At 70.5% G+C, this 25,427-nt stretch carries 18 protein-coding genes; 12 read left to right on the top strand and 6 right to left on the bottom strand.

What is annotated here, in order from left to right; genetic code table 11:
* Window positions 1-44 precede the first annotated feature (44 nt).
* Window positions 45-953: a glycerophosphodiester phosphodiesterase gene (locus LHJ74_RS29020; RefSeq protein WP_260221183.1), complete on the bottom strand. Its 909-nt coding sequence runs from the start codon at window positions 951-953 to the stop codon at window positions 45-47.
* A 178-nt stretch (window positions 954-1,131) separates the two neighbouring features.
* Here LHJ74_RS29020 and uvrB point away from each other — a divergent pair, with 178 nt between their 5' ends.
* The 4 genes from uvrB (at window position 1,132) to LHJ74_RS29000 (ending at window position 7,291) form a co-directional block, all read left to right on the top strand.
* A complete protein-coding gene (uvrB, locus tag LHJ74_RS29015) occupies window positions 1,132-3,276 on the top strand; it encodes an excinuclease ABC subunit UvrB (protein WP_260221182.1) in 2,145 nt (714 codons plus the stop codon).
* A 154-nt stretch (window positions 3,277-3,430) separates the two neighbouring features.
* Window positions 3,431-4,009 carry a TerD family protein gene (locus LHJ74_RS29010; protein ID WP_260221181.1) on the top strand — a complete coding sequence of 193 codons (579 nt, stop codon included), beginning with the start codon at window positions 3,431-3,433 and terminating at the stop codon, window positions 4,007-4,009.
* Window positions 4,010-4,070: 61 nt separating this feature from the next.
* Entirely contained in the window at window positions 4,071-5,981 is a 1,911-nt protein-coding gene (locus LHJ74_RS29005) for a TerD family protein (RefSeq protein ID WP_260221180.1), read from the top strand.
* 299 nt (window positions 5,982-6,280) lie between these two features.
* Window positions 6,281-7,291, top strand: coding sequence for a TerC family protein (locus LHJ74_RS29000; protein ID WP_260221179.1), 1,011 nt, complete (start codon window positions 6,281-6,283; stop codon window positions 7,289-7,291).
* 11 nt (window positions 7,292-7,302) lie between these two features.
* Here LHJ74_RS29000 and LHJ74_RS28995 read toward each other — a convergent pair whose 3' ends face one another.
* From LHJ74_RS28995 to LHJ74_RS28985, 3 genes are all read right to left on the bottom strand, one after another.
* Window positions 7,303-10,680 carry a phosphodiester glycosidase family protein gene (locus LHJ74_RS28995; RefSeq protein ID WP_260221178.1) on the bottom strand — a complete coding sequence of 1,126 codons (3,378 nt, stop codon included), beginning with the start codon at window positions 10,678-10,680 and terminating at the stop codon, window positions 7,303-7,305.
* Between the two features lie 242 nt (window positions 10,681-10,922).
* A complete protein-coding gene (locus LHJ74_RS28990; RefSeq protein ID WP_260221177.1) occupies window positions 10,923-11,780 on the bottom strand; it encodes an LPXTG cell wall anchor domain-containing protein in 858 nt (285 codons plus the stop codon).
* 7 nt (window positions 11,781-11,787) lie between these two features.
* Window positions 11,788-12,444 carry a papain-like cysteine protease family protein gene (locus tag LHJ74_RS28985; protein ID WP_260221176.1) on the bottom strand — a complete coding sequence of 219 codons (657 nt, stop codon included), beginning with the start codon at window positions 12,442-12,444 and terminating at the stop codon, window positions 11,788-11,790.
* 204 nt (window positions 12,445-12,648) lie between these two features.
* On the opposite strand from LHJ74_RS28985, the gene LHJ74_RS28980 reads away from it, so the two are divergent.
* Entirely contained in the window at window positions 12,649-13,563 is a 915-nt protein-coding gene (locus LHJ74_RS28980) for a helix-turn-helix domain-containing protein (RefSeq protein WP_260221175.1), read from the top strand.
* Window positions 13,564-13,607: 44 nt separating this feature from the next.
* Here the strand turns inward: LHJ74_RS28980 and LHJ74_RS28975 are convergent, their stop codons facing one another.
* Window positions 13,608-14,030 carry a QcrA and Rieske domain-containing protein gene (locus LHJ74_RS28975; protein ID WP_260221174.1) on the bottom strand — a complete coding sequence of 141 codons (423 nt, stop codon included), beginning with the start codon at window positions 14,028-14,030 and terminating at the stop codon, window positions 13,608-13,610.
* A gap of 24 nt (window positions 14,031-14,054) precedes the next feature.
* Window positions 14,055-17,087, bottom strand: a complete 3,033-nt coding sequence (uvrA, locus tag LHJ74_RS28970) for an excinuclease ABC subunit UvrA (RefSeq protein ID WP_260221173.1) — start codon at window positions 17,085-17,087, stop codon at window positions 14,055-14,057.
* A 175-nt stretch (window positions 17,088-17,262) separates the two neighbouring features.
* Between uvrA and LHJ74_RS28965 the strand changes: the two genes are divergently transcribed.
* The 7 genes from LHJ74_RS28965 to gap all read left to right on the top strand — a co-directional run bounded on the left by LHJ74_RS28965 (window position 17,263) and on the right by gap (window position 25,358).
* Window positions 17,263-17,985: a maleylpyruvate isomerase family mycothiol-dependent enzyme gene (locus tag LHJ74_RS28965; protein WP_260221172.1), complete on the top strand. Its 723-nt coding sequence runs from the start codon at window positions 17,263-17,265 to the stop codon at window positions 17,983-17,985.
* A gap of 115 nt (window positions 17,986-18,100) precedes the next feature.
* On the top strand, window positions 18,101-18,757 hold the full coding sequence (locus LHJ74_RS28960; protein ID WP_260221171.1) for an MBL fold metallo-hydrolase: 657 nt from the start codon (window positions 18,101-18,103) through the stop codon (window positions 18,755-18,757).
* 101 nt (window positions 18,758-18,858) lie between these two features.
* On the top strand, window positions 18,859-20,919 hold the full coding sequence (gene uvrC / locus LHJ74_RS28955; RefSeq protein WP_260221170.1) for an excinuclease ABC subunit UvrC: 2,061 nt from the start codon (window positions 18,859-18,861) through the stop codon (window positions 20,917-20,919).
* A 21-nt stretch (window positions 20,920-20,940) separates the two neighbouring features.
* Window positions 20,941-21,936: an RNase adapter RapZ gene (gene rapZ, locus LHJ74_RS28950; RefSeq protein ID WP_260221169.1), complete on the top strand. Its 996-nt coding sequence runs from the start codon at window positions 20,941-20,943 to the stop codon at window positions 21,934-21,936.
* The gene (locus LHJ74_RS28945; RefSeq protein WP_260221168.1) at window positions 21,936-22,988 is read left to right on the top strand and encodes a gluconeogenesis factor YvcK family protein; all 1,053 of its coding nucleotides are present in this window, start codon (window positions 21,936-21,938) and stop codon (window positions 22,986-22,988) included. Before rapZ ends, LHJ74_RS28945 begins: the two co-directional genes overlap by 1 nt.
* The gene (gene whiA, locus LHJ74_RS28940) at window positions 22,979-23,956 is read left to right on the top strand and encodes a DNA-binding protein WhiA (protein ID WP_260221167.1); all 978 of its coding nucleotides are present in this window, start codon (window positions 22,979-22,981) and stop codon (window positions 23,954-23,956) included. The genes LHJ74_RS28945 and whiA overlap by 10 nt, the downstream gene beginning before the upstream one ends.
* A 397-nt stretch (window positions 23,957-24,353) precedes the next feature.
* Entirely contained in the window at window positions 24,354-25,358 is a 1,005-nt protein-coding gene (gene gap, locus LHJ74_RS28935) for a type I glyceraldehyde-3-phosphate dehydrogenase (protein ID WP_260221166.1), read from the top strand.
* Window positions 25,359-25,427 lie beyond the last annotated feature (69 nt).

The following is a 25,427-nucleotide window of genomic DNA, read 5'->3' as shown; positions in this document are numbered from 1 at the left end:
CGACAATCTGCGACGGCCCGTGCGCGGCAGCGCTCAGGTGCGTGTCAGAAGCGGTCCGGCACCAGGTCGTCCTGCGACTCGTGGGCCATCGCGTCCCGCACGACATCCGGGTAGTTCGTGATGATGCCGTCCACGCCCGTCTCCGCCATCGCCCGCGCCGTCGGTGCGTCGTTCACCGTCCAGGTGAACACCTCCAGCGGCTTGCCGTGCACGCCCTTCACGGCGTGCACCGCGTCCACGTACTCCTGGGTGACCGTCGCGTAGTTCGGGTTGATCTGGTCGGTGAAGCGTGCGTACTCGCGCAGCTCGCCGACCGCCGGGGTGCCCAGGAAGCCGGTCTTCACGGCGGGCTTCAGGGAGTGCACCGCCGACACCGACTCGGCGTCGAAGCTCTGGATGACCAGCTTGGAGCGGACATGTCCGCGACCGAGCCAGCCCTCGTTGCCCAGCTCCTCGAGCGTGTCGGCCTCGATACCCGGATAGAGCGCGGGCCGCTTGATCTCCAGCAGCAGCTTCTGGTGATTGGCGCCGACCTTGCGCAGGTACTGCCGGAGGGTGGGGACCCGGGCACCGGCGTAGGAGTCGCTGAACCAGGAGCCCGCGTCGAGCCGCGCGACCTCCGCCGCGCTGAAGTCCGAGACGTTCCACGGGGCGCGGTCGGGGAAGACCTCCTCGACGTCGGTGGTGCGGTCCAGCGTGGTGTCGTGCATCACGATCAGCTCGCCGTCCCGGGTGCGCTGCACGTCGTTCTCCACCCATCGGATTCCCAGCTCAGCGGCCTTGTCGACGGCCGCGAGGGTGTTCTCCGGGGCATAGGCGGAGGCGCCGCGGTGGGCGAGGACCAGGGGCGTGTCGCCCGGCCGCTCCGCCGGTGTGGCGTTGGCCATGGCGGGGAAGAGCACGGACATTCCGAGAATGGCGCCGGCAGTCAGGGCGAAGGGGCGGATCGGCATGCGGACTCCTCGCGTCGGTCTGTACACGGACAGCGAACACGTTCCCCTATGCGGTATACACGCAACCGGGCGGTACATGTCCATGGGCTGAACGGAGGCAGTCGGCCAAGCCCGGCAGAAAGCGGGAGCGGAGACCGGAGCGGAGCCGGTTGTCAGTGGCGGGTCGTACGGTGGATTCATGCGGCCCGTTACAGAGATCGAACGCAAGGTGGCGCCCTTCGAGGTCGTCAGCCCCTACCAGCCCAGCGGTGACCAGCCGGCGGCCATCGCCGACCTGACCCGGCGCGTCAGCGCGGACGAGAAGGACGTCGTGCTGCTGGGAGCGACGGGCACCGGCAAGTCGGCGACCACCGCGTGGATGATCGAGAAGCTGCAGCGCCCCACCCTCGTGATGGCGCCGAACAAGACGCTCGCCGCCCAGCTCGCCAACGAGTTCCGCGAGCTCTTCCCGCACAACGCCGTCGAGTACTTCGTGTCGTACTACGACTACTACCAGCCGGAGGCGTACGTCCCGCAGACGGACACCTACATCGAGAAGGACTCCTCCATCAACGAGGAGGTCGAGCGCCTCCGCCACAGCTCGACGAACTCCCTGCTGACCCGCCGTGACGTGATCGTGGTCGCCTCGGTGTCCTGCATCTACGGCCTGGGCACCCCCCAGGAGTACGTCGACCGGATGGTCTCCCTCAAGATCGGCGATGAGGTCGACCGGGACCAGCTGCTGCGCCGCTTCGTCGACATCCAGTACACGAGGAACGACACGGCGTTCACCCGGGGCACCTTCCGGGTGCGCGGCGACACCATCGAGATCTTCCCGGTGTACGAGGAGCTGGCCGTCCGGATCGAGATGTTCGGGGACGAGATCGAGGCGCTCTCCACCCTCCATCCGCTCACCGGCGAGGTCATCTCCGACGACGACACGCTGCACGTCTTCCCCGCCACGCACTACGTCGCCGGTCCGGAGCGGATGGAGCGGGCCATCACCGGCATCGAGGCGGAGCTGGCGGAGCAGCTGGCCCGGATGGAGAAGCAGGGCAAGCTGCTGGAGGCGCAGCGGCTGCGGATGCGGACGACGTACGACATCGAGATGATGCGCCAGATCGGCACCTGCTCCGGGATCGAGAACTACTCCCGGCACATCGACGGCCGCGAGGCCGGTACCGCCCCGCACACCCTGATCGACTTCTTTCCGGACGACTTCCTGCTCGTGATCGACGAGTCGCACCAGACGGTGCCGCAGATCGGCGCGATGTACGAGGGGGACGCCGCCCGCAAGCGGACGCTTGTCGACCACGGCTTCCGGCTGCCCTCCGCGATCGACAACCGGCCGCTGAAGTGGGAGGAGTTCCAGAAGCGGATCGACCAGACGGTCTACCTGTCGGCCACCCCGGGGCCGTATGAACTCTCGCGCGGCGACGGCGTGGTGGAGCAGATCATCCGCCCGACGGGTCTGGTCGACCCGCAGGTCGTGGTCAAGCCCACCGACGGGCAGATCGACGACCTGGTGCACGAGATCCGCCTCCGCACCGAGAAGCACGAGCGTGTCCTGGTCACCACCCTCACCAAGAAGATGGCCGAGGACCTGACGGACTACTTCCTCGAACTCGGCATCCAGGTCCGCTATCTGCACAGCGACGTCGACACGCTGCGCCGGGTCGAACTGCTGCGGGAGCTGCGGTCCGGGGAGTTCGACGTACTGGTCGGCATCAACCTCCTCCGGGAGGGTCTGGACCTTCCGGAGGTCTCCCTGGTCGCCATCCTGGACGCGGACAAGGAGGGCTTCCTGCGCTCCGGCCGCTCCCTGATCCAGACGATCGGGCGTGCGGCGCGCAACGTCTCCGGCGAGGTGCACATGTACGCCGACAAGATCACCCCGAGTATGGAGAAGGCGATCGACGAGACGAACCGCCGCCGGGAGAAGCAGGTCGCGTACAACGAGGAGCGCGGTCTCGATCCGCAGCCACTGCGCAAGAAGATCGGCGACATCGTCGCCGACATCGCGCGGGAGGACATCGACACCGAGCAGCTCCTCGGCACCGGCTACCGCCACCAGGGTCCGGACGGCAAGCCCACGGCGCCGGTGCCCGCACTGGGTGGCAGGGCGGCGCGGGCCGGGAAGGGCGCTGGCGCCAAGGGCGAAGCGGCCACCGAGGTGCTCACCGACCGCCCCGCGGCCGAACTGGCAGCGCTGATCGAACAGATGACGGAGCGGATGCGGGCCGCCGCCGCTGAGCTGCAGTTCGAGCTCGCGGCGCGGCTGCGTGACGAGGTGGGGGACCTCAAGAAGGAGCTCCGGCAGATGCGGGAGGCGGGCCTCTCCTAGGGCCTGTCCTGAGGGCTGTCCCGGTATGCCCCTGCGGAGTGTTGCAAGAACGACACAAAGGAGGGGCGAGTTGGCCAGAGTGTCAGTCCGACTGCGTAGGGTTCGGTGACGCCGTCGGTGATGGCGGCGTGGAAACGTTGAGAGGGGACGCGCGGTGACGGTCAACATGTCCAAGGGGCAGGCCATCAGCCTGCAGAAGTCGGATGGGGCCAGCCTGACCGCGGTGCGCATGGGGCTCGGCTGGCAGGCGGCTCCCCGCCGAGGGCTGTTCGGCAAGCGTGCCAAGGAGATCGACCTGGACGCTTCGGCGGTGCTGTTCGCCGACAAGCAGCCGGTCGACGTCGTCTTCTTCCGCCACCTGGTGAGCGACGACGGCTCGGTGCGGCACACCGGAGACAACCTGGTCGGCGGTGCGGGGCAGGGCGGTGACGACGAGGCGGTCCTGGTGGACCTGCAGCGTGTACCGGTCCACATCGACCAGATCGTCTTCACGGTGAACTCCTTCACCGGCCAGACCTTCGCGGAGGTGGAGAACGCCTTCTGCCGCCTGGTCGACGAGACGAACGGCCAGGAGATGGCGCGGTACACCCTGACCGGCGGCGGCCAGTACACGGCACAGATCATGGCCAAGGTGCACCGGCAGGGGAACGGCTGGCAGATGACGGCCATCGGCGAGCCCGCCGCGGGCCGTACCTTCCAGGACCTGATGCCGACGATCGTGCCGCACCTGTAGGCACGCGCAGACGGAAGAGCGAAAGAGGAAGTGTGAGGGAAGCGGTGGAGGGGGCGCGAGAATGACGGCCGAGCTGGTCCGCGGGCAGAACCATGCCCTGCCCGAGACCCGTTTGGAGATCCGGGTGTCGGCGGGGAAACCTGTGGTGGCCGGGGCGACACTCAACGACGAGCAGGGGCGGATGAGGGACGCCGGGTGGATAGCGCATCCGGCCGAGCCGCAGCTTCCCGGGCTCGAAGTGTCCCGGCAGGCCGCCGCCGAGCACCGGCTCGCGGTCGATCTCGACGCGCTGCCGGAGGCGGTGCACCGGGTCAATGTGCTGCTTGCGCTGCCGACGGGAGTGGGCGGGCCGACGAGCTTCGGTGCCTTCCCCGCTCCCTTCGTCGCCGTGACCGCCCTCGACGGAAGCCCGGTCGCCAGCTACACGGTGACCGGGCTGGACGCCGAGTCCGCGGTTGTCGCCCTGGAGCTCTACCGGCGGCAGGGAGTCTGGAAGGTCCGCGCGGTCGGGCAGGGGTATGCGGGCGGTCTCGCCGCCATGCTCCACGACCAGGGGCTTCCGGAGGCCATGCAGCTGGCGGCCACGATCAACGAGGCGGTGGCCGCGGGCCTGGCCCGTGCGGTGGCGGCGGCTCCGCCGTCGGCGGCGCGTGCCGACCGTCCGGCCCGGCCCGGTGCGGCGTCACCGGCTGCGGCGGCGTCACCGGCTCCGGCGTCCGGTCCCGCGTCGCCCCCGGCTTCTGGTCCGGTGAGCTATCAGCACCCGAGCCGCCGTCCGGCGCCGCCGCAGCCCGCACCCGCCCCGGCGCAGCCCGCCCCCGCGGGGTCGCCACCGGCCCCGGTGGCGGGGGACGCGTCCGGCTGGTCCATGGACGAGCGGCTGTACAACCAGGTCTGGAGCATGTTCGAGGACATGGCGCGTACGGTCGCGGCGTACCGCTCCGCCGTGGACTTCGCTGACTCGCGCCGCGAGCAGGAGCTCGACAAGGTGCTCTCCGATCCGCGTACGCGCGTCGGTCCGGTCGCCGACGCCGCCCGTGACGAGGCGCGCGCCAAGCACGCCCGGCTCGTCGAGCAGGCGAGTGTCGTCCTCGACCGCGACCTGGGACAGCTGGTCGCCGAGTCCGCCGTTGTCGAGCCCGCGCTGCCCGCCGCCTTCGCCCGGTGGGACAACCCCGTCTGGCAGGCGTACGAGGTGCCGATGGAGGTGCCGATGGCGCTGCGGCTGGGCGATCTCACCCTGCCCGAGCGTTCCGATCTGCGGATCCCCATGCTGGTGCGCCTCCCGCTGGATCGCGGGCTGTGGATCGACAGCGGGCGCAGCGGCGGCTCCGTCGAGTCGGCGCTGGTCGGTTCGGATGAGCTGCGGCGTCTGGCGGCGGAGACCGCGGTGGCGATAGCCGCCCGGCTGGTCGCCGTCTACCCGGTCGACGACTTCACGCTGAACGTCATCGACCCGGCCGGCTCGGCCGCGACCTCTCTGGTCCCGCTGCTGGAGTCCGGTGCACTGCGCCAGCCGCCCGGCGTGGGGGCGAGCGGGGTGAACGAGGTGCTGGCCAAGCTGACCAAGCGGGTGGATCTGGTGCAGATGGCCGTGCGCAGCGGCGCCACCGAATCGCTGCCGCCCGATCTCGACACGGCCGAGCAGCTGCTGATCGTGCACGACTTCCCGCACGGCTTCGACGACCGCGCGGTCACCCAGCTCCGCTACATCGCGGACGAGGGGCCTGCCGTGGGGGTCAATCTGCTGATGGTCGCCGACCGCGAGGAGGCCCAGGCGTACGGCCCGGTGCTCGACCCGCTGTGGCGGGCGCTGCTGCGCATCACACCGGTGCCGGACGACCACCTCGCCGATCCCTGGGTGGGGCATGCCTGGACGTACGAGCCGCCGCTGGTGCCGGGTGGGAGCCAGGTGGTCCCCCAGGTACTGCAACGGGTCGCGACGGCCCGGCAGGCGTACGGCCGGCGTTGACGCGCTGACGGGTGCTGAGCGGCGGACAGCGGAAGCCGGACGGGCAACACGGCCCGTCCGGCTTCCGCGTCCGGACGTGCGGCTCCCCGCACCGGCCGAAGGCAAAGTAGAGCTTTACCTTTTCTTGGTCTTGCTTTACTCTACTTGGGCGGAGGGGAGTATTCCCAGCATTCCCAGCCTCGCGGTGCCTCGTCAATACGGACCGGTCGGACTGGTCCCGGGGTATCGGTCCGGCAGTGCGAGAGCGCGGCCAGGGCGGAAGAGACCTCCGGCAGTAATCAGCCGGAGGTGTCTGAAACATGGATGTATCCCTGACCGCGTGGGTTCTGACGATTGTCGGCTTGTGCGCCCTGATCGCCGTCGACTTCTTCGTAGGCGGCCGTAAGCCGCATGAGGTCTCCCTGAAGGAGGCCGGGATCTGGACGGCGGTCTGGATCACTCTCGCCGCCCTCTTCGGGATCGGCCTCTTCGTCTTCGCCGGGGGCCAGCCGTCCGGTGAGTTCTTCGCGGGCTTCGTCACGGAGAAGTCGCTCAGTGTCGACAACCTCTTCGTGTTCGTACTGATCATGGCCAAGTTCGCGGTCCCGACGATCTACCAGCAGCGGGTGCTGATGGTCGGCGTGCTGATAGCGCTCGTGCTGCGCGCCGGATTCATCGCGGCCGGGGCAGCGATCGTCTCGACCTTCTCCTGGGTCTTCTTCATCTTCGGCGGCTTCCTGATCTGGACGGCGTGGAAGCTCATCCAGGAGGCGCGCGCCGAGGAGGCGGACGAGGAGTTCGAGGAGAACCGCCTCCTGAAGCTGGTCGAGCGCCGATTCCCCTCCACGGACAAGTACCACGGCACCAAGCTGTTCATCCACGAGAACGGCAAGCGGCTGATGACGCCGATGCTCATCGTGATGCTGGCCATAGGCACCACCGACGTGCTGTTCGCGCTGGACTCCATCCCCGCGATCTTCGGCCTGACCCAGGATCCGTACATCGTCTTCACGGCCAACGCCTTCGCTCTGATGGGCCTGCGCCAGCTGTACTTCCTCATCGGCGGGCTGCTCAAGAAGCTGGTCCACCTCAGCTACGGGCTGTCGGTCATCCTCGGCTTCATCGGTGTGAAGCTGGTGCTGCACGCGCTGCATGAGGCCGGGGTGCATGTCCCGGTGATCAGCATCCCGGTCTCGCTCGGCGTCATCTGCGCGGTGCTGATCATCACGACGGCCACCAGCCTGTACGCCTCCAAGAGGGAGGCGGCACAGGCGGTGGCCGCCGAGGACAAGCGCGCTGACGCCGACGCGGACGCCGACAGCAAGCGCTGACCGCCTGCGCGTCAGCGCCGCAGTACCACCTCGCGTTCCGCGCGGGCGCCGTTCACCTTGACCTCAAGCGTGACGGTGCCCGCGCGCAGCGCCTTGAGGGTGCCGGTCACCGGGTCGTACGAGGCGACGCAGCGCTTCTTCTTCTCTCCCTTGCGGTGCTCGCCGTCCACGCACAGGTTCCCGGAGCCGGACCAGTCCGCGCTGAGCGGCCAGCCGACCGGCACCTCACGCACCTTGTCGCCGGTGCCCTGGTGCACCGTCGCCCCCGCCTTCCCGGACGCACCCACGCGCAGCTCTGCGGGCGCCTCCAGCACCAGTCCGTCGACATGCGCCCTGGTCTGTACGGCGAACCGCTCCTTGCCCTGCCGGTCCACTCCCACCATCGACCAGCCGGTGAAGCCTCCCTCGGCGGCCGGGGCGGCGGGTGCCTTGCCGGAGTTGCCGTTGATCAGATAGGGGACGCCGTCCACTCGTGAGGCGTCGAAGACCCCGACGTGTGAACCGATGAACATCACGCCCTTGCCCGAGCGCGCACGGAAGTCGCCCAGCCAGTCCTCCAGCAGGTCGGCCTCCAGCCGGTCGGTCAGCCTGCTGGCCTCCTGCGGCGTCGGATCACGCGGCGGTGTGTGCTGGATGACGGCCACCGAGCGCACCGCCGGGTCGCGGCGTGCCGCGTCCAGTTGCTCGCGCAGTTCCTCGATCTGCCCGAAGCCGCCGCCCCGCAGGGTCAGCGAGGAGGTGTCCAGGGTGAGGAAGCGGGTGCCCTTGTGGTCGAAGGTGCGCTGCGCGGGGCCGAACTCCTGCACGAAGTTGTCGATCTTCCCGCCCATTATCTCGTGGTTGCCCGGCACGTAGTACCAGGGCACCGCGTCGCCCAGCTCGTCCTCCAGGACGCTGCGGGCGAACGCCAGGTCGGCGGGCGAGCCCTCGTCCACCAGGTCGCCGTTGACGACGACGAAGTCCGGCTCGGCCGCACGGATCTCGCGCAGGGTCCGCCGGGCCTGCCGCACGATCTCGCTGTCCGGGTCCCGGGCGACGAACTGGGCGTCGGACATCACCGCGAACCGCCAGTCGTGCCCCCGCACATCGGACGCCGTCGAGATCAGCGGGTCGCGCACCGGCTCCGCCGCGGGCAGCTCCAGATCCGGCGGTGTCTGTGCGGTGAGTTCGTCGATCACCACGCTGCTGCTGTACTGCTCGGCGGACCGGGTCTCGGCGAGGTAGAAGCGGCGCAGGTCCAGCGGATAGCTGACGCCCTCCGGCACCTCGAAGGTGATCTGCCGCCAGCCTTCCCAGTCGACGTGCGGGCCGCGCAGCACCTGGCTGGTGCCTTCCGCGTCCGTCAGCTGGAGTGAGGGCCAGGCGCCCTTGCCGTCGCCCTTGAGTGAAAGGGTGAAGCTCTGCGGCTGCCCCGGCACGGCTGTGTGGCCCGGCGGGCTGACATAGGCGGCGCGGGTGGCGGTGGACTTGGTGAAGTCGTAGTCCAGCCGGAGCCCGGTGCCCTCCTGCCCGGCGGGCTCGGCCGAGACCGAGCCCTCGGCCCGTGCCGCGCTGAACTTCCAGTCGGCGGCGTCCTCGAAGTCCGCCACCCGCTGGTCGCGCAGTCCGGCCGTGACGCCGAGCACCGTGGTGTGTCCGTCGACGGTGGCGGTGACCTGCCCGGACGCGTCGGCCTTGCGTGCCGAGACGGTGAAGCCGCCGCCCGCCGGGTCCGGGGTGACGGTGAACAGCGAGCGGTCGTAGTCGAGCTCGACGTCCGCCGGGTCGATGGGGGCGCTGGTGCCCCGCGCGTCGTAGCCGATGATGCCGAACGTGCCCTTGTCGCCCTGCTTGGCCAGGCCGACCCGCTCCTGCGAGGCCCGTACGCGGTCCAGTTCGCCGATGACCTCCAGCTTGGTGGACCCCTCGGCCCGCCGGGAGCGGGCCGTCACCTCGGTGGTGCCGCCGCGTCGCGCGTGGAAGGTGCCGTCCTTGTCCACCCGGCCGATGCGGGGAGTGCCGACGCGCCAGTGCGGCGAGCCCTCGGCGGGACCGTACGACTCGTCGTAGCCGGCCGCCGTCAACTGCCGGGTCAGGCCCGGGAAGACGCGCTCCGGGTGCCCGCCGGGCACGTTGTCCGCGGTCGGCGCCTTCGCCGGGTCCGCGGCTGTCTCCACCCAGAAGCCCTTGAGCCGCCCGCTGCCGTCGGGGGCGGTCAGCGCCAGTCCGTTGGGGACCTCGCGCTCCTGACCGTCCGAGGGGGCGTTCGCCAACTGGGTGGTGTCCGAGCCGGGTTCGCGGGCGACGAGTGTGGACGAGCCGCCGCCGTCGAGGTTGAGCGCGTCGTGGGCGCCCAGCTCGTCCATCATCCGGGCCAGTTCGGTCAGGGTGACACCGCCGGAGGCGGCCTGACGGCCGTCGACGGTGAGGACGTGCATCGTCGAGCCGTCCTTGGAGAAGCCGACCGCCGTACGGGGCGCCGTCGCGTTGTTCGGCCTCCCCTCCCAGTCCTGCGGCTCGCCGTCCTCGACCAGCACACCGCGCCCGCCGACCGCCGTGCGCGGGACCTCGCTGCCGTCGTCCGTACGCACGTCGTACTCGACCGACACGGGGTCACCGGTCTCCAGCTGCGCCAGCTTCTCGGCACCGGCGTCGCGGCCGAGCAGCACCGTGCTGCCGGTCGGGATGTCGCCCTTGCCGGGCTCCCCGGAGACCGAGGCCACCTTGCCGTCCCGTACGGTCACCTCCGTGGTGCCGGAGGCTCCGTCGGTGGTGAGCGCACGGTCCGCCGCACCCCACTGCGCGTTGTAGACGCCGATGCCGCCGTCGGGGACGTTGGCCGCGTTGTACGCGTCGAGCGGCTGCTCGCCGTCCGGCAGGGTGACGCTGCCCTCGAAGTAGAGATCGAGGATGCGGCCCGCGCTCTGTGGGCCGATGCCCACCACGGTGGAGTTGCCCGGGGCGGGGGAGTGAGTGGGCTTCCCGTCCCGTACGCCGGGGCTGAGCGGGGCGCCGGTCTCGTTGATGTCGAAGAAGTCGGCGTTGAGCGCGGCGACGGTGCGCCGTCCCTCGCCCGGGTTGTGCGCCTTGGCCAGCTCGGTGACCGTGCCGCGCTCCGACACCTTTCCGGAGGACAGGTAATCGAATCGCGCACCGCCCTTCAGGTCGACGCTCAGCGCGTCGGCTCGCAGCCACTTGCCCGGGTTGAGCCGGTCGAAGGAGGTCAGCGTGGTGCCGGGCGCGACGGGACGGCTCGCCCTGGAGAGCTCCATGCCGCCGTCGTCGGCGCCGGGCCCGTCGTTCGCGGTCCGCCCGTGCTGCGCGGATCCGGACGCGGCCGGTACGGCGTGCCGCGCCGTCGCGCCGGACGGCGCGGGTGCGCCGTGGGCCGAGGGCGCGAGTCCGGCCATGAGCGCGAGCGCGGTCGCCGCTGGTATCAGCGCACGCGCGCAGAGTCTTTCGCGTGTGTGGACTTGAGTCACAACATCTCCCACCGAGACGTGAGGCGTGTGCGCTTCCTGCGCACACAGCCGCACAGCGTGGCAAGTGTGACCGGTCTACACCAGAGGGCTTGGAAGAAATTGCGGGTAACAACCGGTGCCCCGCGTTCCGTTTTACGGAAGACGGGGCACACGGTATCGCTGACGCCGGCTCAGGCGGTCGAACCACGCCCGCGTCGTCGCAGGAGCCAGGCGCCTGCCGCTGCCGCTGCGGTAACCGCCCCGGCACCGGTCAGCAGCGTGGGCGTGACCTCGCCGGTGGACGGCGAGGTGGAAGCCGCCGCCGTCCGCGCGGGCTGCTCGGCCCCGGCGGCCGGGGCCTTTTGCGGGCCGAAGCCGCCCGCCGAGCCCTTCCTGTCGTATCCCGACCCGGGCAGCTTGTCCCCGTACGCCTCGTGCACCCGCTGCCGGTAGGCGTCCACCGTCGTGCCGCGTGTGCCCACCGCCTTCCGCGCGTGCGCGTCCAGCGGCAGCACCCGGTCGCCGTCGAGGACGTACCACGCGTCGATCTGCGGCTCGCGGAAGACCGTGCCGCCCGCGGCCTTGCGGGCTCCCTTCGCGGCGAAGGCCGTCTCGTCGTCTCCGGTAGCGATGTTGACGACCCGCCATGCGCCGTCCGTGGCGGCTGTCCAGACCGAGGCCACCTGGCCGTCCGAGGAGGTCGTGCGAGTGGCCAGGAACTCCAGTTCGGCGACCGGCGCGCCGGTGTCGCCCCGCACGAAGTCCGCGGAGAGGAAGTAGACCGGCACCGTCGCCCCCTGGGCCTTCGGGTCGGCGGCGGACCGGCTGACCGCCCCGTCCCGGGCGAAGAAGCGGGCGAGTACCTTGTCCGACTCCGTGGCCGTCACCGCCTTCCGCGCCTCGGCCAGTTCAAAGGCCGCGGGAGCACGGGGCGGGGCCGGGGTGTCCTTCGCGTGCGCCTGGCCCGCCGTGGCGAGCAGCAGCGCGGCGAACGCGCCCGCGACGCCCGCGCGCCGGGTCAGCGGGGAATGCCCGGTGTGCTGCGTCATGGCCGCCTCACGCTCCGATCCGGTAGAGCGAGTGGGTCCAGTCGAACGAACTGTTGTTCACATACCAGTTGTGCGAAGCCCAGTTGTAGCGCCCGCTCGACGGCCACGGGTCTCCCCAGTACACCCAGCTGGAGCTGGTGTCGTAGCCGTAGAGGACATGCATGTGACCGCCGCCGCTGTCCCAGCCGATCCGGGTCTCGACCGGGCGGCCGGCGTCGATCTCGCCCCGTACGGTGGAGTAGTTCAGCCAGCCGTTGACATACGAGCCGGGGCGGACCCCCGCCCAGCTCAGTCCCCGCTGCACATCGCCCAGCGTTGCCTGCCAGTTGGGGCAGTCGTAGCCCTGCTGCCTCCCGAAGGAGGCGTTGCAGAACTGGTTCTGGCTGTAGTTCCGGCCGTAGTAGGACGCGATGGTGTTGCCTCCGGCGGCCCAGCACCAGTTGCTCTGCTGCTGCGCCTGCATGGTGATGTCGAGCCGGTTCGCGGCGCTCGCCTCCGTACCGCCGGGCGCGGCGGTGGCGACGGCCGCGCCCCCGGGCGCGGCGGTGGCGACGGCACCGGGTACGGCCAGCAGGGTGGCCGCGGCCAGGGCCGTGACGGCGAACCGTCTGCGGCGGGGGCGGGTCCGGCCCGTGGTGCGCGGCCGGGTGGGGGACAGGGGCATGGCGTTCCTCCCGAGGGGGGGTGAGGGGAGTGGAGAAGCGCATCCGGATGCGGGTCGTCCTCGTTTGCCATGAGCATGGAGAGTTGCCGTTCGCAGGTCAACGAGCTTCAATGCGCGGTGAAGGGCCGGTGTGAACGGGCAGGCGCCGATGTGAACGCCAGGCCAGGCCGTACTGGCGACCTGTGCGAGAAGGGGGCTCAGCCGGTGAACGTCCACTCGGAGCTGGAGCAGCGACTGCGCACCGGACCTTTCCCCCTCGCGCTGCGCGCCGCCATCGAGGCGCGCGGCCTCGCGCTGCACCGCATTCAGCGGCGGCTGGCGCAGCAGGGCATCCAGGTGGGGGTCACCAGCCTCAGTTACTGGCAGCAGGGCACCCGTCGGCCGGTACGGGCGGAGTCGCTGCGCGCGGTGCGCGCGCTGGAAGAGGTGCTGGATCTGCCACCGGACGCGCTCATCCGGCTGCTGGCACCCCCGCCCGGTGCGGAGCGTCCCCCCGCCCGCCCCTACCGCTCCCTGCTGGATGCCTCAGGCCCGCTGTACCAGCTGTTCGACGCGCTGGGGACACCTGCCGACGGCGGGCTGCACACCATCAGCCATTTCGAACGGGTACGCGTCGGGGCATCCCGCGAACTGGTGGGGCGCGACTCGCAGCAGGTCGTCCGCGCGCACCGGGACGGCGTTGACCGCTATGTCGCCATCCACTACGGCGATCCCGGCTGCGCTCCGGCACGCGTCGGGCTGCGGGGGATGGAGAACTGCCGGGCGGGCAGGGTCCGCAGGCACGAGGAGGCCGGGATCGTCGTCGCCGAGCTGTTGTTCGACACCCGTCTGCGGTCCGGCGACACCCATGTCTTCGGCTACAGCTTCGAGGACGGCACCGGCCCCGCCTGCCGCGAGTATGTGCGCGGGTTCAGCTTCGGCGGCGGGCAGTACCTTCTCCAGGTGCGGTTCGACGAGGCCGCCCTTCCGGTGCAATGCCGAGGTTTCACCCGTACGACACCGGGGGCGCGGCCCACGGGGCAGCGCGAGCTGACGCTCACCGGGCGCCATCGGATGGTGCACCTGGCGGAGCAGAGCGCAGGGCCGGGGCTCCTCGGAATCGGCTGGGACTGGGCCTGAACGGACGTGAACAGGGCGGGCCGCCCTCGCCGGCGCCCTTCCGGTCAGTCCTGCGGCCCGGCGGTCAGCTCGCCGCCCTTCGCACGTACCGGGACCTTCGGCAGCGGCTTGGTCGCCGGGCCCTGGAGCACCTCACCGGAGGTGACGTCGAAGCGGCTGCCGTGGCAGGCGCAGTGGCCCTCCGTCCGCTCGACGGAGCTGAGCACACAGCCCTTGTGCGTGCACACCGCGCTGAAGGCGCGGAAGTCACCCTCGGCGGGCTGGGCGACCACCAGCTTCTCCTCCCGGTAGAGCTTCGCCCCGCCCACCGGGACGGACCCGGATGAGCCGAGGCTGACCGGTGCGGTCGGGGTCGCGGAGTCGTCCGGATCGTCGGAGCATGCGGCGGCCGTCAGGCCGAGCCCGGCAACCGCCGCACCGTGCAGGACGGTACGGCGCGCCGCGCCATGCGGAGTCGAATTCTGCATGGCGCGACCCTACGTCGTCTCCGCTCAGTTCTTGCGCGCGGCCGCCTTCGCGGTGCTCTTCACGGCCTTCTTCGCCGCCGGAGCCTTCTTCACGGTCTTCGCGGCGGCCTTGGCAGGCGCCTTGGCCGGGCTCTTGGCGGGCGCCTTTGCCGCGGTCTTCGCCGCGCCCTTGCCGTTCTCGCGCGCCGCGGGCACCACCACGTCCGCCTCGCTCAGCCCGTCGGCCAGCAGGTCACGGAGGAACTTGCCCGTATGACTGGCCGTCACGCCGGCGACCTGCTCCGGCGTCCCTTCCGCGACCAGCAGTCCGCCTCCGCTGCCGCCTTCCGGGCCCATGTCGACGACCCAGTCCGCCGTCTTGATCACATCGAGGTTGTGCTCGATGACGATCACCGTGTTGCCCTTGTCGACAAGCCCGGAGAGCACTCCGATCAGCTTGCTGATGTCCTCGAAGTGCAGCCCGGTGGTGGGCTCGTCCAGCACGTAGACCGTCCGGCCGGTGCTGCGCTTCTGCAGCTCACTGGCGAGCTTGACGCGCTGCGCCTCGCCGCCGGAGAGGGTGGGTGCGGACTGGCCGAGCCGTACGTAGCCCAGGCCCACGTCGTTGAGCGTGCGCAGGTGCCGGGAGATGGCGGGGACGGCCGCGAAGAAGTCCACGGCCTCCTCGATCGGCATGTCGAGGACCTCGGCGATGGACTTGCCCTTGAAGTGGACCTCCAGCGTCTCCCGGTTGTAGCGCGCGCCGTGGCAGACCTCGCAGGGCACGTAGACGTCCGGGAGGAAGTTCATCTCGATCTTGATGGTGCCGTCGCCCGAGCAGTTCTCGCACCGGCCGCCCTTGACGTTGAAGGAGAAGCGGCCCGGCTGGTAGCCGCGCACCTTCGCCTCCATCGTCTCCGCGAACAGCCGCCGCACATGGTCGAACACGCCCGTGTACGTCGCCGGGTTGGAGCGCGGCGTACGGCCGATCGGCGACTGGTCGACGTGCACGACCTTGTCCACCAGGTCGTCGCCGTCCACCCGGGTGTGCCGTCCGGGCACCGACTTGGCGCCGTTCAGCTCCCGTGCGAGGTGGGTGTAGAGGATGTCGTTGACCAGCGTCGACTTACCGGATCCGGACACCCCGGTGACCGCGGTCAGCACCCCGAGCGGGAAGCTGACAGCGAGGTCCCGGAGGTTGTTCTCCCGCGCGCCGTGCACCGTGAGTCTGCGGGTGGGGTCCACCGGACGGCGGATGTCCGGGGTGGGGATCTTCTTCCGGCCGGAGAGATACTGGCCGGTCACCGACCTCTCGTTCTTCAGCAGCTCCGTCAACGGCCCGCTGTGCACGACCTCGCCGCCGTGCTCACCGGCGCCCGGGCCGATGTCCACGACCCAGTCGGAGGCCTTGATGGTGTCCTCGTCGTGCTCGACGACGATGAGCGTGTTGCCCAGGTCGCGCAGGCGTACGAGGGTCTCCATCAGCCGGTGGTTGTCGCGCTGGTGCAGCCCGATGGACGGCTCGTCCAGCACGTAGAGCACGCCCACCAGCCCGGAGCCGATCTGGGTCGCGAGCCGGATGCGCTGGGCCTCGCCGCCGGAGAGGGTGCCCGCCGCGCGGTTCAGCGACAGGTAGTCCAGACCGACGTCGACGAGGAACCGCAGCCGCTCGTTCACCTCCTTGAGCACCCGCTCCGCGATCGTCTTCTCGCGGGCGGTGAGCTTCATGGTGCCGAGGAAGTCCGCGCACTCGCTGATCGACATCGCGGCGATGTCCGCGATCGACTGCCCCTGCAGGGTGACCGCGAGCACCACCGGCTTCAGCCGGGTGCCCTGGCAGGTCGGACAGTGCACCTCGCGCATGTAGCCCTCGAAGCGCTCCCGGCTGGTGTCGGTCTCCGCCTCCTGGTGCCGCCGCCGCACGAAGGGCACGGCGCCCTCGAAGGAGGTGGTGTAGGCCCGCTCCCGCCCGTAGCGGTTGCGGTAGCGCACCTCGATCTGGGTCCGGTGGCCGTTCAGCAGGGCCTTGCGGGCGCGCGTCGGCAGCCCGGCCCACGGGATGTCCGTACGGAAGCCCAGGGAGTCGGCCAGGGCGTTGATCAGCCGGGCGAAGTAGTCCTTGGTGTGCCCGTGTGACCAGGGGTGGATCGCTCCCTCGTCGAGGGACTTGTCCTCGTCCGGAATGATCAGCTCCGGGTCCACCTCCATCCTGGTCCCGATGCCGGTGCAGTCGGGGCAGGCGCCGAAGGGGGAGTTGAAGGAGAAGGAGCGCGGCTCCATCTCCTCGAAGGAGAGGTCGTCGTGCGGGCAGTAGAGATGCTCCGAGTACATCCGCTCGCGCTGCGGGTCGTCCTCGGGGAGATCGACGAAGTCGAGGATCACCATGCCGCCGGAGAGGCCGAGCGCGGTCTCCACCGAGTCGGTGAGCCGCCGCTTGGCGCTCTCCTTCACCGTGAGGCGGTCGATCACCACCTCGATCGTGTGCTTCTCCTGCTTCTTCAGCTTGGGCGGCTCGGAGAGCTGGATGGTCTCGCCGTCCACCCGGGCCCGGCTGTACCCCTTGGTCTGGAGTTCGGAGAAGAGATCGACGAACTCGCCCTTGCGCTCCCGCACCAGTGGCGAGAGCACCTGGAAGCGGCTGCCGGGCTCCAGATCCAGCACCTTGTCCACGATCGCCTGCGGTGACTGCCGGGTGATCGGCCGGCCGCACTCGGGACAGTGCGGCTTGCCGATGCGGGCGAAGAGCAAGCGCAGGTAGTCGTAGACCTCGGTGATGGTGCCGACAGTCGAGCGCGGATTGCGCGAGGTCGACTTCTGGTCGATGGAGACGGCGGGGGACAGGCCCTCGATGAAGTCCACATCGGGTTTGTCCATCTGCCCCAGGAACTGGCGGGCGTAAGAGGAGAGCGACTCGACGTAGCGTCGCTGCCCCTCGGCGAAGATCGTGTCGAACGCGAGCGAGGACTTCCCCGACCCGGAGAGCCCCGTGAAGACGATGAGGGAGTCACGGGGGAGGTCGAGGGAGACGTTCTTGAGGTTGTGCTCGCGAGCGCCACGGACGAAGAGACGGTCAGCCACGCCGGTAGGCACCTTTCCTTGTGGATGAGGGGCGGAGCCCCCTGCCCCAGGGTATGGGGGGCGCCGCGAGGGTGTACTTCAAATGCCGTACCCGCGAGCTTATAGCACGTGCATTCGATTTATTGACAGTCCTCGGTTCCTTCACCCGAAGGTGTGGTCCGAGTACGTTTGGATCATGAATTCGTCAGCACACGACCTGCCCCCCGCAGCCGCCGCGACGGCCGACGCCGCCGTCGTACGGGAGGCCACCGACCGCCTGCTGGCTGCGACCGAAGCCCTGGAGCCGGACGCGGTCACGGAGCCCTCCCAGCTTCCCGGCTGGACTCGCGGCCACGTGCTCGCCCATCTCGCGCGCAACGCCGACGCTCTCATCAACGTACTCTCCGGACGGCCGATGTACGCGGGTGCCGAGATCCGTGACGCCGACATCGAGCGGGACGCGCACCGCCCCCTCGCCGAGCAGCTCGCCGATGTGCGCACCGCATCCGACCAGCTCGACGCCCTGTTCGCCGCCCAGGATGACGAGGGCTGGCAGCGCACCGTCGAGCTGCGCAATGGTGTCAAGGATCTCGCCTCCGGCATCCCCTTCCGTCGCCTGATCGAGGTCGAGCTGCACCACGTCGACCTCGGCATCGGGTACACGATCGAGGACCTGTCCGCCGAGTTCACCGACCGTGAGACCGCCAACATGGCCAAGCGCTTCACCGGCCACCCGGACGTCCGGGAGGCAATCGAGCTGCGTGCGGAGGACGGCCGCAGCTGGCGCACCGGCGCGGCCACGGGTGACCCGCTGGTCATCGTGGGCACGCCCGCCGCGCTGACCGGCTGGCTCACCGGCCGGACGACCGGCAGCGGGCTCTCGGCCGCCGCACCCCTGCCGGTGCTCCCGGTGCTGTGACGCTTCGCTTCGGTGTGATGACGCTTCGTTCCCGGTCCGGCGCCGACCCGAAAGTCGCCGGACCGGACGAGAACCGCGGGCTGTCAGGCGCCTCGCGGAGCGCTACCGTTGCTCCATGGCTTACAGCGGAGTGGTGAAGGTCGGCGGAGCGCCTGACGTGCACGAACTCGCCGATATGATGATCTCCAAGGTCGCGGTCGGCCCCATGGACAACAACGCCTATCTGCTGCGCTGCCGGGCCACCGGCGAGCAGCTGATGATCGACGCCGCCAATGAGCCGGACACCCTGTTGCGGCTCATCGGTGACGACGGCGTCACCGGCGTCGTCACCACCCACCAGCACCAGGACCACTGGCAGGCGCTGGACACCGTCGTGCAGGCCACCGACGCCCGGACCTACGCGGGCAGCAGGGACGCCGAGGGCATCCCCGTCCCCACCGACGTCCCGCTGGCGGACGGCGACACCGTGCGGTTCGGCGCCGCCCAGCTGACCGCCGTGCATCTCGCCGGGCACACCCCCGGCTCCATCGCCCTGGTCTACGACGACCCGCACGGCCATCCGCACCTGTTCACCGGCGACTGCCTCTTCCCCGGCGGCATCGGCAACACCTGGGGCGACGCGTCGCGGTTCGCGAGCCTGCTGCACGACGTGGAGGCCAAGCTCTTCGCAGCCCTCCCCGACGAAACCTGGGTCTACCCGGGCCACGGCTCGGACACCACCCTCGGCAACGAGCGTCCGCACATCCAGGAGTGGCGCGAACGCGGCTGGTGAGCCCGCCGGCCGCCGAGCGCAGGCGGGGCGGCCCCGCAAACCCCGGACCGGAGAGGCCCTACGGCCTTCCGGGGCGGGGGTCCGGAAGTAGGGTGTGACTCATGGCTGACCCCTCCACTTACCGCCCCAAGCCGGGACAGATCCCCGACTCCCCAGGGGTCTACCGCTTCCGCGACGCGCACCGCCGGGTGATCTACGTCGGGAAGGCGAAAAGCCTGCGCTCGCGGCTCGCCAGCTACTTCCAGGATCTGGCCGGTCTCCACCCGCGCACCCGCACGATGGTGACCACGGCCGCCTCAGTCGAGTGGACGGTCGTCAGCACCGAGGTCGAGGCGCTCCAGCTGGAGTACTCCTGGATCAAGGAGTACGACCCCCGCTTCAACGTCAAGTACCGCGACGACAAGAGCTATCCCTCCCTCGCGGTGACCATGAACGAGGAGTACCCCCGAGTCCAGGTGCTGCGTGGCCCCAAGCGCAAGGGCGTGCGCTACTTCGGGCCGTACGGGCACGCCTGGGCCATCCGGGAGACCGTCGACCTGATGCTGCGGGTCTTTCCCGTACGCACCTGCTCGGCCGGCGTCTTCAAGCGCTCCGCGCAGATAGGCCGCCCCTGCCTGCTGGGCTACATCGGCAAGTGCTCCGCCCCCTGCGTCGGCCGGATCAGCCCCGAGGACCACCGGGAACTCGCCGACGAGTTCTGCGACTTCATGGCCGGCCGCACCGGCACCTACCTGCGCCGCCTGGAAACCCGGATGCAGGAGGCGGCCGAGGCGATGGAGTACGAGAAGGCAGCCCGGCTGCGTGACGACATCGGGGCCCTCCGGCGCGCCATGGAGAAGAACGCGGTGGTGCTCACCGACGCCACCGACGCCGACCTGATCGCCGTGGCCGAGGACGAACTGGAGGCCGCGCTGCAGATCTTCCATGTGCGCGGCGGGCGGGTGCGCGGCCAGCGGGGCTGGGTCACCGACAAGGTCGAGGAGGTCGGCACGGCCGGGCTGGTCGAGCACGCCCTCCAGCAGCTCTACGGCGAGGAGAGCGGCGACGCCGTGCCCAAGGAGGTGCTGGTGCCCGCGCTGCCGGATCCGGTGGAGCCGATAGCGCAATGGCTCACCGACCGCCGGGGCGCGGCCGTCAGCCTGCGCATCCCGCAGCGCGGCGACAAGCGCGACCTGATGGAGACGGTGCGGCGCAACGCCCAGCAGTCGCTGGCCCTCCACAAGACGAAGCGGGCCTCCGACCTGACCACCCGCTCCAGGGCGCTGGAGGAGATCGCCCAGGCGCTCGGCCTGGACTCCGCGCCCCTGCGGATCGAGTGCTTCGACATCTCGCACCTCCAGGGTGACGACGTCGTCGCGTCGATGGTCGTGCTGGAGGACGGCCTCGCGCGCAAGAGCGAATACCGCCGCTTCCAGATCAAGTCCTTCGCCGGGCAGGACGACGTACGGGCCATGCACGAGGTGATCAGCCGCCGCTTCCGGCGCTACCTCCGGGAGAAGCAGCGGACGGGCGAGTGGGGGCCCGCGGGCGAGACGGGCGCGCCCCCGCACACGGCTGCCGGTGCGGCCCTCGACGAGGCGTCCGACGTCCCGCTGGAGGACACCGAGTCCGGCGCCCCGGAAGGACTCACCGGCCGGGACGAGGACGGGCGCCCCAAGAAGTTCGCCTACCCGCCGCAGCTCCTCGTCGTCGACGGAGGGCAGCCGCAGGTCGCCGCCGCCCAGCGTGCCCTGGACGAGCTGGGCGTCGACGACGTGGCCGTCTGCGGCCTCGCCAAGCGCCTGGAGGAGGTCTGGCTGCCGCATGAGGACGACCCGGTGGTGCTGCCGCGCACCAGCGAGGGCCTCTACCTGCTCCAGCGCGCCCGTGACGAGGCGCACCGTTTCGCGATCACCTATCAGCGCAGCAAACGGGCCAAGTCGATGAAGGCGGGCCCGCTCGATGCCGTCTCGGGCCTCGGCGAGACGCGTAAGCAAGCGCTCATCAAGCACTTCGGTTCGGTGAAGCGGCTCCGTGCCGCCACCGTCGAGCAGCTGTGCGAGGTGCCGGGCATCGGGCGCAAGACGGCCGAGTCGGTCGCCGCCGGGCTGGCGGGGGCGGCACCGGCCGCTCCGGCGGTGAACACCGCCACGGGTGAGATCGTGGAAGAAGAACGACAGTGAGTACGACGGGGGCGGAGCGCGATGAGCACGGCACACGAAGACCAGAGCAGACCTGAAGACCAGAGCGGGCCTGAAGACCAGCCCAGCACCAGCCCAGGAGACGGAGCAGCACAGGTGAGCACGGCCAAGGCGGCGGAAGCAGCCGCCGATGAAGCGACGATCCCCGAGCTGGTGATCATCTCCGGCATGTCCGGAGCGGGCCGTAGCACCGCCGCGAAGTGCCTGGAGGACCTCGGCTGGTTCGTCGTCGACAACCTGCCGCCCTCACTGATCCCGACGATGGTCGACCTCGGTGCCCGCTCGCAGGGCAACGTCGCCCGGATCGCCGCCGTCGTCGACGTCCGGGGCAGGCGGTTCTTCGACAACCTCAAGCAGTCCCTCGTCGAGCTGGACGGCAAGCAGGTCACCCGGCGGACGGTCTTCCTGGAGGCGTCCGACGAGGCGCTGGTACGCCGCTTCGAGTCCGTCCGGCGGCCGCACCCGCTCCAGGGTGACGGGCGGATCGTGGACGGCATCGAGGCCGAGCGCGACCTGCTGCGCGAGCTGCGCGGCGACGCCGACCTGGTCATCGACACCTCGAGCCTCAACGTGCACGAGCTCCGCGCCAAGCTGGACGCCCAGTTCGCCGGCGACGAGGAGCCCGAGCTGCGCGCGACGGTGATGTCTTTCGGGTACAAGTACGGACTGCCCGTTGACGCCGATCTCGTCGTGGACTGCCGCTTCCTGCCCAACCCGCACTGGGTGCCGGAGCTGCGCCCCTTCACCGGGCTGAACGAAGAGGTCTCCGGCTATGTGTTCAACCAGCCCGGAGCCAAGGAGTTCCTCGACCGCTATGTGGAGCTGCTCCAGCTGATCGCCGCCGGTTACCGCCGCGAAGGCAAGCGTTACGTCACCGTCGCCGTCGGCTGCACCGGCGGCAAGCACCGCTCGGTCGCCATGTCCGAACGGCTGGCCCGCCGACTGTCCGACGAGGGCGTGGAGACCGTCGTCGTGCATCGGGACATGGGCCGCGAGTAATGCCGCGCAGGACCATACGCCTGCGACGGCTCGGCGGCGGCCCGGCCGGGCGGCGCGGCACACAGCCCAAGGTGGTCGCCCTCGGCGGCGGCATGGGCCTGTCCGCCTCCCTGACGGCGCTGCGGCGCATCACCGGCGACCTCACCGCCGTCGTCACCGTCGCCGACGACGGCGGCTCCAGCGGGCGCCTCCGCGACGAGCTGGGCGTACTGCCGCCGGGTGACCTGCGCAAGGCGCTGGCCGCGCTCTGCGGCGACGACGAATGGGGCCGTACCTGGGCCGAGGTCATCCAGCACCGCTTCGAGAGCAAGGGCGACCTGCACGAACACGCCGTCGGCAATCTGCTGATCGTCGCGCTCTGGGAGCAGCTCGGGGACCACGTACAGGCGCTCGACCTGGTGGGCAGACTGCTCGGCGCGCACGGCCGGGTGCTCCCGATGTCCGCCGTCCCGCTGGAACTCCAGGCGCGGGTCCGGGGGCACGACCCGGCCGACCCGCAGGGTCTGTCGACGGTGTGCGGGCAGGCGACCGTCGCCCTGACGCCCGGCGAGGTGCAGCAGGTGCACCTGGTGCCGCAGGACCCTCCGGCCGTGCCGGAAGCCGTACGGGCCGTGCTGGACGCGGACTGGGTGGTGCTCGGGCCGGGGTCCTGGTTCTCATCCGTGATCCCGCACCTGCTGGTCCCCGAGCTGCTCGACGCGCTCCAGGAGACCAAGGCCAGGCGGGTGCTCTCGCTCAACCTCGCTCCGCAGCCCGGAGAAACGGATGGCTTCTCCCCGCAGCGTCATTTGGAGGTTTTGGCCCGACACGCCCCTAAACTCGCCTTTGACGTGGTGTTGGCCGACCAGGCCGCAGTGCCGGACCAGGACAGTCTCCGCGAGGCCGCCGAGCGGCTCGGGGCGACCGTCGCGCTGGCGCCGGTGGCGGCGCCAGGGGCCACCTCGCAGGCCGAAGGGCCTGCGGAGGGCTCGGCCAGGCACGACCCGGAGCTGCTGGCAGCCGCGTACGACCGTATTTTTCGGATGCATGGAAGGATCGGCCCATGGCGATGACGGCAGCGGTGAAGGATGAAATCTCCCGGCTCCCCGTCACCCGGACCTGCTGCCGGAAGTCGGAGGTCTCTTCGATCCTGCGGTTCGCGGGCGGCCTCCACCTGGTGAGCGGCCGGATCGTGATCGAAGCGGAGCTCGACACGGGGATCGCGGCCCGCAGGCTGCGCAAGGACGTGCTGGAGATCTTCGGGCACGCCTCCGATCTGGTGGTGATGGCCCCGGGCGGACTCCGGCGCGGCTCGCGCTACGTCGTACGGGTGGTGGCGGGCGGCGACCAGCTGGCCCGCCAGACGGGGCTGGTGGACAGCCGGGGGCGCCCGATCCGGGGGCTCCCGCCGCAGGTGGTCTCTGGGGCCACCTGTGATGCCGAGGCCGCCTGGCGCGGTGCCTTCCTGGCACACGGTTCGCTGACGGAGCCGGGCCGCTCCTCCTCCCTGGAGGTCACCTGCCCGGGGCCCGAGGCGGCCCTCGCCCTGGTCGGCGCGGCCCGCAGGCTGCAGATCCCGGCGAAGGCGCGCGAGGTGCGCGGGGTGGACCGGGTCGTGGTCCGGGACGGCGACGCGATCGGTGCGCTGCTGACCCGGCTGGGCGCGCACGAGGCGGTGCTGGCCTGGGAGGAGCGCCGGATGCGCCGCGAGGTGCGGGCCACCGCCAACCGCCTCGCCAACTTCGACGACGCGAATCTGCGCCGCTCGGCGCGGGCCGCGGTGGCGGCAGGTGCCCGGGTGCAGCGGGCGCTGGAGATCCTGGGCGAGGAGGTCCCCGAGCACCTGGCGGCGGCCGGGCGGCTGCGGATGGACCACAAGCAGGCGTCGCTGGAGGAGTTGGGCGCGCTCGCCGACCCGCCGCTGACCAAGGACGCGGTCGCCGGACGCATCCGGCGGCTGCTGGCGATGGCGGACAAGCGCGCGCAGGATCTCGGCATCCCGGCCACGGAGGCGACCCTCACCGAGGAAATGGTCGGCTGACCCGAGGCTGCCACCGGCCCGCGCTCCGGCTCTTCCCGCCGCCACGGCGCGCGGCCCCGGCGGGCAGTGCCCCGGCGAGCAGTGCCCCGGCGGAACGCCGGTTCGGCGGTGCCCACCCGGCAGCGCCGCCGGGTGGGCACCGCCGAACCAGCGTTCCGGGGAGCCCACAGCTGCGGCGGTGCGACGTTCCGCGGCCTGCCGCCAGGCGCAAGCCGTGGGCCCGCCCGCCCCGCGGGAGCCGCCGCGACGCAGGGCGCGCGCGGCTGATTCGGCCAACCCCCGCCGGGAAGGCGATGTCACCGTGGGGCCCTTGGCGCGGTAGGGTCGGAGGTGGTCGGGGACATCCCATACAGCATCGCCGGAGTCCATACCGGCGCACCAACGAGGAGATCGGTTCGTGACGATCCGCGTAGGCATCAATGGCTTTGGCCGCATCGGTCGCAATTACTTCCGCGCCCTTCTGGAGCAGGGAGCGGATGTCGAGATCGTCGGTGTCAACGACCTGACCGACAACGCGACCTTGGTTCACCTGCTGAAGTACGACAGCATCCTCGGCCGTCTGAAGCAGAAGGTCAGCCACACCGCAGACACCATCACGGTGGGTGACCAGACCTTCAAGACGATGGCTGAGCGCGACCCGGCGCAGCTCCCCTGGAGGGACCTCGGCGCCGATGTCGTGATCGAGTCCACCGGCATCTTCACCAAGCGCGAGGACGCGGCGAAGCACATCGCCGCCGGCGCGAAGAAGGTCCTCATCTCGGCTCCGGCCAAGGACGAGGACATCACGATCGTGATGGGCGTCAACCAGGACAAGTACGACGCGGCGAACCACCACGTCATCTCCAACGCCTCCTGCACCACCAACTGTGTGGCGCCGATGGCCAAGGTCATGGACGAGAGCTTCGGCATCGTCAAGGGCATGATGACGACGGTCCACGCGTACACGAACGACCAGCGCATCCTGGACTTCCCGCACAAGGACCTGCGCCGCGCCCGTGCCGCCGCAGAGAACATCATCCCCACCTCGACCGGCGCTGCCAAGGCGACCGCCCTCGTCCTCCCGCAGCTCAAGGGCAAGCTCGACGGCATCGCCATGCGGGTGCCCGTGCCCACCGGTTCGGTCACCGACCTGGTGCTGGAGCTGGACCGCGAGGTGACCAGGGACGAGGTCAACACGGCCTTCCAGAAGGCCGCCGAGGGCCAGCTCAAGGGCTACCTGGAGTACACCGAGGACCCGATCGTCTCCTCGGACATCGTCAACTGGCCCGCCTCCTGCACCCTCGACTCCGGCCTGACCATGAGCCAGGGCGCCCAGGTCAAGATCGTCGGCTGGTACGACAACGAGTGGGGTTACTCCAACCGCCTCGTCGACCTCACGGTCTTCGTGGGCGAGCAGCTCTGACCGTTCCGCGCTCACACGCCGACATGGGACAGGCCCAGGGCCTGCGGGGCGCGATGGCGCGCGCCGCAG

Origin of the sequence: Streptomyces gossypii, assembly GCF_025165795.1 — a bacterium.
In the GTDB taxonomy this organism is placed as follows: Bacteria; Actinomycetota; Actinomycetes; order Streptomycetales; family Streptomycetaceae; genus Streptomyces; species Streptomyces gossypii.
This window is presented reverse-complemented; position numbering and strand designations above follow the sequence as displayed.